9 protein-coding genes are annotated in these 7,376 nt (G+C 60.4%); 4 read left to right on the top strand and 5 right to left on the bottom strand.

What is annotated here, in order from left to right; all coding sequences use genetic code 11:
* Positions 1–20 precede the first annotated feature (20 nt).
* The 4 genes from QMK22_RS06435 to QMK22_RS06450 all read right to left on the bottom strand — a co-directional run bounded on the left by QMK22_RS06435 (position 21) and on the right by QMK22_RS06450 (position 2,951).
* Entirely contained in the window at positions 21–482 is a 462-nt protein-coding gene (locus QMK22_RS06435; protein WP_283496786.1) for a hypothetical protein, read from the bottom strand.
* A complete protein-coding gene (locus QMK22_RS06440) occupies positions 475–1,521 on the bottom strand; it encodes a TerC family protein (protein WP_283496787.1) in 1,047 nt (348 codons plus the stop codon). Before QMK22_RS06440 ends, QMK22_RS06435 begins: the two co-directional genes overlap by 8 nt.
* 576 nt (positions 1,522–2,097) lie before the next feature.
* Positions 2,098–2,361 (bottom strand): hypothetical protein, encoded by a 264-nt coding sequence (locus QMK22_RS06445; protein WP_283496788.1) that lies wholly within the window; start codon positions 2,359–2,361, stop codon positions 2,098–2,100.
* A gap of 281 nt (positions 2,362–2,642) precedes the next feature.
* Positions 2,643–2,951 carry a hypothetical protein gene (locus tag QMK22_RS06450; RefSeq protein WP_283496789.1) on the bottom strand — a complete coding sequence of 103 codons (309 nt, stop codon included), beginning with the start codon at positions 2,949–2,951 and terminating at the stop codon, positions 2,643–2,645.
* Between the two features lie 268 nt (positions 2,952–3,219).
* On the opposite strand from QMK22_RS06450, the gene QMK22_RS06455 reads away from it, so the two are divergent.
* The 4 genes from QMK22_RS06455 to QMK22_RS06470 all read left to right on the top strand — a co-directional run bounded on the left by QMK22_RS06455 (position 3,220) and on the right by QMK22_RS06470 (position 6,827).
* Complete coding sequence (locus QMK22_RS06455; RefSeq protein ID WP_283496790.1) at positions 3,220–3,774, top strand: hypothetical protein; 555 nt, start codon at positions 3,220–3,222, stop codon at positions 3,772–3,774.
* Between the two features lie 163 nt (positions 3,775–3,937).
* On the top strand, positions 3,938–4,576 hold the full coding sequence (locus QMK22_RS06460) for a Pr6Pr family membrane protein (protein WP_283496791.1): 639 nt from the start codon (positions 3,938–3,940) through the stop codon (positions 4,574–4,576).
* Between the two features lie 832 nt (positions 4,577–5,408).
* Complete coding sequence (locus QMK22_RS06465; protein WP_283496792.1) at positions 5,409–6,122, top strand: hypothetical protein; 714 nt, start codon at positions 5,409–5,411, stop codon at positions 6,120–6,122.
* A gap of 411 nt (positions 6,123–6,533) precedes the next feature.
* The gene (locus QMK22_RS06470; RefSeq protein ID WP_283496793.1) at positions 6,534–6,827 is read left to right on the top strand and encodes a hypothetical protein; all 294 of its coding nucleotides are present in this window, start codon (positions 6,534–6,536) and stop codon (positions 6,825–6,827) included.
* Between the two features lie 257 nt (positions 6,828–7,084).
* Here QMK22_RS06470 and QMK22_RS06475 read toward each other — a convergent pair.
* The coding region (locus tag QMK22_RS06475; RefSeq protein ID WP_283496794.1) for an MFS transporter at positions 7,085–7,376 on the bottom strand (292 nt) is incomplete at its 5' end.

Here is a 7,376-nt window from a genome sequence, read left to right on the forward strand (position 1 = left end):
TCGGACAAATCGCATGCGGGTCAGCTCGGTTCCGGGCAGGCCCCGTCGTGCAGATGCAGCCGGGCCCCCCAGTCATCGACCGGATGCCATACCCCGGTCGTCTCAGTGGTGCGGTCGATTACCGTGAGGGCGTCCCAGAATGGGCCGCCCTCGACGACCAGGCACTGCTCGTGATCCACTCTCACGCCGTTTCGCCAGTCACCCAGCAGCACCCGTTCCCCTCCCTCGACCAGAGTCTCGGTATCGGATTTATCGATGACGGCCCGGACCGTTACCGGGATGTCTCCTGCATTGCGGAGGCTGCTGCATCCCGGCACCGGGCCTCCGCAAGTGTCCTCGACACCTGCGGTCCACGCGACGACCAGAATGCCGGCCAGCGCGAGCAGAGGCACCGCAAACACCGTCGCCGATGAGACTCGAAGGTCTCTCCGCACTGTCTGGGGATCAGAGGCCGGCGCCACCGAGGGGTTCAGGTCACTCATCGGAGCGATCCTTCCCCCTACCGGCGGGCACTCGTCTGCGGCGGCGGAAGACCGACTCGACCGCGGCAAGTTCCTCGTGGGTGGCGATCCGGAATGCCCATGCAGCCTCGGTTTGCACTTCGCGTCGGCCTTGACCGCGGGTAGAGCGGAGGCTGGTCACGATGGATACCGTGATGATGGCCGCGACTACTGCCAGGCTGATCGTGGTGGGGATGTAGAAGACATCCAGGAGCAGCATCTTGATACCTACCCAGATCAGGACGAACGCGAGTCCGATCTTGAGGTAAATGAAGCGATGGATCAGGTCCGCGAGCAGGAAGTACATAGCTCGAAGCCCCAGGATGGCAAACGCGTTCGCCGTGAAGACCAGGAACGGTTCGCTCGTGACGGCGAAGATAGCCGGGATCGAGTCGACGGCAAAGATGATGTCGGTGATTTCCACCAGCACCAGCACAGCCAGCAGCGGAGTCGCCACCACGATTCCTGCCTTTCGGATCAGGAACTTCTGCCCGTGGTAGGCGTCAGTCATCGGCACGAACCGGCGAAATACCTTGAGAATGCGGGATTTCTCAGGGTGTACGTGGTCGTTGCGGGAGCGGAACATCCGCCATCCGGTGTAGATCAGGAACGCGGCGAATAGGTACAGGATCCAGGAGTAGTTCTCAATCAGCGCCGCGCCAGCGGCGATGAAGATCCCGCGGAAGATCAGGGCGCCCAGGACGCCGAGGAACAGCACACGGTGCTGGTACTCGCGAGGGACGGCGAACGCTGCAAAGATGATCGCCCACACGAACACGTTGTCTATCGCGAGCGATTTCTCGATCAGGTAGCCAGCGAAGTACTGCTGCCCGAATTCCGCCCCCCACAGCGTCCAGACCAGCACTCCGAACGCGATGCCGAGAGTCACCCACACGATGGACCAGACGGCGGCTTCACGCACGCCGATTACGTGGGCCTTACGGTGGGCGACCAGGTCGACGGCGAGCATCAGCAAGATCACACCCAAGACAGCAAACCACGCCCACAAGGGGACAGTCATGACAAAGACCTCCACGAAATGTTCGTGAAGGTCTCATCTGCCTTGCGGCCCTGCGCACCGGAACCCACGGCGGGAACGTATTGACGATGCGAAGCGAGGATTACTCCCCTTCTATGAAAATTAGACAGTAGATGTGGACTTCACGTCAAGGGCGTAAGTGCTGGGGCTGGGTATTTCGTGGACTGGGGTCGTCCCGTAAGCCGTTGGGCCTCGGTAGCGCTATTCGACCGGTGATTTGAGAGACGGCCAAGCATGCGCGTTTCGTTGGCCGCCGTAGGGGCAGCCGCGGGAACCATGCTGTTGGGATCCCTTGCAGGAATAGTGGATTCGGTGCAAGGATCCGCCTCCTGGATGGTGGTCATCGTCGGGATTGCTTTCGTGCTGGCGGTCGTGGCGGCGATTGCTGCCGCAGTATTGATTTCCTATGCGGAGAGGCACGCTTCAAGCAGTTCCGTGAAAGCGGTCTCGCAGGCTCCAGATGGCCGGTGGACTAGTTTCCAGTTGAGACCTTGAACTGCGGACAATTGATGTCCCGTGTGATGCAAGGCTTGCGGATCAGGCGCGGCTCTACGCCCCTCAACGTTGGGTGCGGTCAGCCGATCTGGGCATATATGCGCGCACGATGGCACCGACAACGAGGGCGACTAATACGAGTGCGCTTATCGGGATGACGTACATCGCTCCATAGCCGACGACCGCGGGCCACACTGGTTCAGGACCGTTCAGGCTGCTCCAGTTTTCACCACGAGCCCTGCCGATCGCCGTGTAAGCGACGACCCCCACCAACGCGGCAATGCTCAAACCGAGTGTGCTGGCCGCAGCTATGATCCAACGCTTCACGTTTCTCTCCCCCGAGTGGCTTGCTTGCTACGCTCGCATCGATCGATCGCGTTAGCAAGCGACATTGAGCACTGCCGAAGTGCAGTTCTTGATCGCAGCGGAAGCGCACCGCCCGGTCAGGGATGTTTGAATCCTGAAGCGCACGCTAGGTGTGCGCCTGAATGAACTGTCGGTTGCACCGTGCTCCGCTCAGGGTTCCCCTATTGGGAAGGGACTGGGGTAAAGAATCACGGTCTCATTCGTTCCGTCACTGTGACGATGTCCAATGACCCACCATTTGATCAGCGTTCTGATCTGTCCATAGTTTCCAGATATTTCGCTATCAAAACAGCGAGGGAGCACTGGCCCTCCCGTACCGTCTTAACAAGCTCGGCGTCCAACTGCATCGCATCTGCGACGGCCCGGTGAGACGATTTTTCATCCAGATTCCGCAGCAAGTCATCGAGTTCGTCACCCAGCGCCTCGGCGCTCCGCAGCGCCGCCTGCAGCGCCCGCGAAACACGGACAATTTCTGGAATGCTAATTGGGTCCAAAGCAATGACGGGTGGCTGGTCGGACGACACCGAGAAGGACATATGTGCTTCTGCCATGCTCCGACTGTACGACAGACCTCCAGATCGCGCACCACCACGACCACCGCTTCGTCGCCTATCAGGCTGACTCTGGGCGCAGCCTTCGCGTGCTTGTCCCGATTCCCACAGGGTTCCCCTTACGGGCGGCCCTGCTTGTCGAAATAGGGCCTCGACCGCGCTCTCGTGAGCACCTGAAAAGCCGTCCGCTGATGGTCCGTCTTTCGGGCGGGAGGCAGCGTTGGGTCGGTGCGCGTCTTCACGATGTGGGCCTCAGTGGAGTGCCATCATGGAGGCAGTGGGAGAATGTGAACCGGCCCTGAAGGTGAGGAATGTGGTGAGAACGCGCACCGACTCAAGGACTTCAATAACTGGTCGTGCGCATGCTTTATGGTTCGCTGCGGGATCGGCATCCGCCGCAGTGACCGGTGGATTATTGGCGGCGCTCTATATCGCATCCGCTATCGGCTGGTCACTGGAGGGTAGAACACCGGCATCGGGGTGGCTCGGTATCGTCATGGGGATTGTTGTCGGCGGGATCTTCGGTGGGATCGGAATAGGTCTTCAGCGACGGGCATCGATTTCGCGGATCGTCGCACCGCTGATCGCTCTGGCGCTACTGATGCTGTTATGGATCACGGCGTGGGTGGTGCTCACACCATTCGACCCGAACGGAAGTCTCCGGTACGTGGTAGCTGTGACAGCGCCATTCGCCACTATCGCCACCGTCCTCGGGACCACAATTGTCGCTCTGACGAACTCGGCGATGTGGCTTCGCCTTGGTTGTGTCGCCAGCGCTCTCATCTCTGTTTCATTGGTGATTGGCTTATTGGCCGGCGGGTAGGGCCTGTTGATTCCATGTGCCGTCCGTCGTTGGTCGAGTCGTCCAGCCTGGAGCAACGACATTCAATGAGCTAACCGGTAATGTTCATAAACCACGCCTTTGATACCGTGACCTGCAGCAGCGGGACGAGGCTTCGCGGCCCCACTCAGATTGGCTAACCACAGTGAAGCAACTTCCTAGTCTATTGCGGCTGGCGGCCGGGGTCGCGATTGTCATCGCGGTCATTGGCCAGTTCGTCTACAGCGCCGAGCGTGGTCCGATCAATTTTTTCAACTTCTTCGGATACTTCACAACCCAAAGCAACATCATCCTGATGGTCGCTTTCTTCGCCTCGGCTTACTTCATCATCAGCCGTAAGACACAACCATCCTGGGTTGTCTTCCTGCGGGCGGCTGCGACCACGGTCATTGTTCTGGTGGGGCTGGTCTACAACACCCTGCTATCTGGCGCTTCCCTTGCAGGCTCCTTCGACCTTCGCTGGTCGAGTAACATCCTGCACGTGATCATCCCGATCTATGCACTGCTGGACTGGATAATCTTCGCCGACCGCAAGAAGCTGCCCTACAGCAAGGTCTGGTTGGTGTTGATCTACCCGATCGTCTGGATAGTCGTAATCCTGATCCGCGGAGCAACCGACGGCTGGGTGCCCTACCCCTTCCTCGACCCCGCCACCGGCTACGGATCGGTGGCCGTTTACTGCGTTGCCATCTCGGTCACGACCATAGTCTTCGGCCTCGGGGTGTACGCACTCAGCCGAGTGCAGATAGTCAAACCGGAGGTCTTGGCGACTACCGCGTCATAGTACGAAAGACCAGGCCGACAAGACAGGCGACGGCCGCAGTGCCGCCAAACGGCAGCCGTCCCCGAGTAGTGCAGAGTTCACCAGCTCGCCGCCGGGAGTAGCCCGCCCGCACCGGGTTCCCCTTGCGGATGCATGACAAGACGAAGGAGGCAGATATTGCCCTAGAGTCAGCGCAGGATGAAGAGCAGGATGGCGCTGACGCGGTCTATCGGTATTTTTCTGATTGTGGTCGGTGTTATTGCTGCTCTTTGCGTAGTCGCGTTGGCTTGGCTCTCCGCCGCGTACGGCGGACTTGACTATAAGTGCCTCGTTGAAGGACCTTGGCGGGTGTCCGCCCCTTTTGCGGTCACGTCGGAAGCTGTGCGGGTGCAGGGATCTTTCTCCTGGTGGCCGTTGGGGCGGGCCTGTAATTGGCAGCGTGCAGACGGGCAAGGCTTTGTGATGGCTGGCTCTGGCTGGACCACCACGTTCACAGTCCTCGTCTGTGCTGCTGTTGCATCCGTGGGCGGACTCCTCATCGTTATCGGAAATGCGCGCACGCGCTCCGTGGCCGCAGTGGGACGCCAAGGCATTCGTGGCTAAGCATCCCGCGAGGAGGTGCTTCTGCGGGCCTTTTTGTTCGTTCGGACCGCAGCGATAGGTCAGGGCGCACGTTGAAGAGTCTGCATCAGGGCCGCGGCTCACGCAGAGACCTCGCACACACGTCCGCCACTGCCGAATTGTCTAATGAGCTCGGGCAGTGCAAAACTCAATGGAAACCGGTGGGTCGCCCAGGCGCAGCCCGACACCGTCATCTCAACGCGGAGTAGACGATAAACACCAGGGGGATTCTATGAAACGTGTGACATTTGTATTGGCTGTAGCGACCGTAACGGCTGTTAGCGTGTCGGGCTGCCAAGCACAGCAACCCACCGCTCCTGATTCATCAGTTGCTTCTTCGACCCCGGCCCGGGCGGATGAACCCACTGCGCAGGAATCTGCTCAGGTGTGGGCGGATGAGATATTCGGGACGTTTTCGGCTTTCACCGTTACCGGTAGTGGTGCTGATGAAATCGTTTTTCCCGATGACGCTAAAGCTGGCTTCTACACAATCACATGGGCACCCGGCCACTGGGTTCATGAGGACTCCTATGCGCAGGTGTATGGAGAGGATGGCACCTTCCACGAGGCCGGAACGGCGGATTACATGGGAGATTCCGCCAGCGTGGCCTACGGTTTGGACCCCGCCGCTGGCCCGGCGGGCTGGATAGGTGTTGAGGCTGGGGCGGGTGACTGGTCCATTACCGTGTCACCGATTTCAGCGCTTCCTGCTCTGCCGGAGACCGGCGGCTACGACGCCTATTTGTATGCGGGCGCTGAGCAACCGGTCGTTTTCTCGTCCACAAACTCGGGGCGGGTCAACGTTCGACAGTTCAATGGCATCGATCCGACCGACAGCGTCCTCCCTCAGGAAGACTTCACGGCTGTTGGTACTCTCCTCGCTGGTCCCAGCGTCGTCAACGTCCAACTGGACAGCGTGAGCCCTTGGACGCGATCCACAAACTAGCCCGGGCGACACGAACTGATCAGCGGCCCGGTAGTTCAGGGTGGGAGCTCGAATCACGTGCACCAGAGCGTGTTCAGATATCAATAGCACGGCGTTCCGTTGACGTTACGGTGGAATATGAGCAAACTTGGGGGCGCAGCGTTCAGTGGCAGAATTTTGTCCGTACTTGTAGTCGTTGGTGCCCTGACTGGGTGCGCAGCCTCGGCTCCGGACGCTGGTGATTCGGCATCCGAAACCGCCACGAAGTCAGCGACTACCGCGCCTGCTGAGGTTGAAAACAAGGGTGGTGCGGGATTAGGAGCGTCAGCATCTGCAACGGCTGCTCCCGTGGCAGTCGACTGTGACACGCTCCTGCCACCCGGGGCGTATGCCGCCTTCGACGCAGAGGGAATGCGTCCCATCGTTTTCAGCATGTGGAACGACAACATGCAGTTCATGGCTGAGAATGACGGGCTCGTGTGCGAACGCGGTGTGCCCAACAGCGGCCAGGTCGCTGTTTTTGCAGTGCGTGAGATGACAGCTGAGCAATGGGATGTCAAGAGAGCCGACCTGATTAGCCTTGGAGCGTCTGAAACCAACGAGCCCGTCAGCGGATATCTGCAGGAGCCCGAAGTCGATATTAACGTTTCTCGGGGCGGTTTTGTATTCGGGGACGGAATATTGCACTACGTGAGCAGCGATTACCTCGCGCAGTGGATTCGGTAGAGACATAAGAGCGGGGAAACACGGCGAGCTCTCCTGCCCATCTGCGGGAGTCCTTGGCGTGGGGCGGTACCTGATTTCAAATTCCTGCCGTTCCATAAGAGGTTCCGCTTGCGGGCGGCCCTGCTTGTCGAAATAGGGCCTCGACCGCGCTCTCGTGAGCACCTGAAAAGCCGTCCGCTGATCGTCCGCTCACTGCACCACCTTAGGCCGGCCCAGTTCATGGGGAGCGGAATCGATTTCGGCCAGGTGATGCCTACTCAGGGGTGGTCGTCTCCGCGCATGCGCACGGCAACGACGAGCCCGGATGCCGCGGTCAGCGCCGCGACCACGGCCACCGCGGTCGGGATGCCGAAGGCGTCGGCGAGCAGCCCGGAGAGCAGGGCGCCGACGGCGAAGCCGCCGTCGCGCCACAGCCGGTAGGTGCCCACCGAGCGGGCTCGCCATTCGGGGTGCGCGACGTCGCCGATCGCGGCGAGCAACGTCGGGTAGACCATGGCGGTGCCGGCGCCGAGCAGCATGGCGGCGGCCAGCCAGATCCCGAAGCTGTTC

The organism is Cryobacterium sp. PH29-G1 (assembly GCF_030063365.1).
Taxonomy (GTDB): Bacteria; Actinomycetota; Actinomycetes; order Actinomycetales; family Microbacteriaceae; genus Cryobacterium.

Bases quoted from the DNA above. Each gene is read 5' to 3' on its own strand.
- QMK22_RS06470 (WP_283496793.1), top strand. From the start codon at position 6,534: ATGTGGAACGACAACATGCAGTTCATGGCTGAGAATGACGGGCTCGTG.
- QMK22_RS06450 (WP_283496789.1), bottom strand. From the start codon at position 2,951: ATGGCAGAAGCACATATGTCCTTCTCGGTGTCGTCCGACCAGCCACCC.
- QMK22_RS06455 (WP_283496790.1), top strand. From the start codon at position 3,220: ATGGAGGCAGTGGGAGAATGTGAACCGGCCCTGAAGGTGAGGAATGTG.
- QMK22_RS06465 (WP_283496792.1), top strand. From the start codon at position 5,409: ATGAAACGTGTGACATTTGTATTGGCTGTAGCGACCGTAACGGCTGTT.
- QMK22_RS06435 (WP_283496786.1), bottom strand. From the start codon at position 482: ATGAGTGACCTGAACCCCTCGGTGGCGCCGGCCTCTGATCCCCAGACA.
- QMK22_RS06440 (WP_283496787.1), bottom strand. From the start codon at position 1,521: ATGACTGTCCCCTTGTGGGCGTGGTTTGCTGTCTTGGGTGTGATCTTG.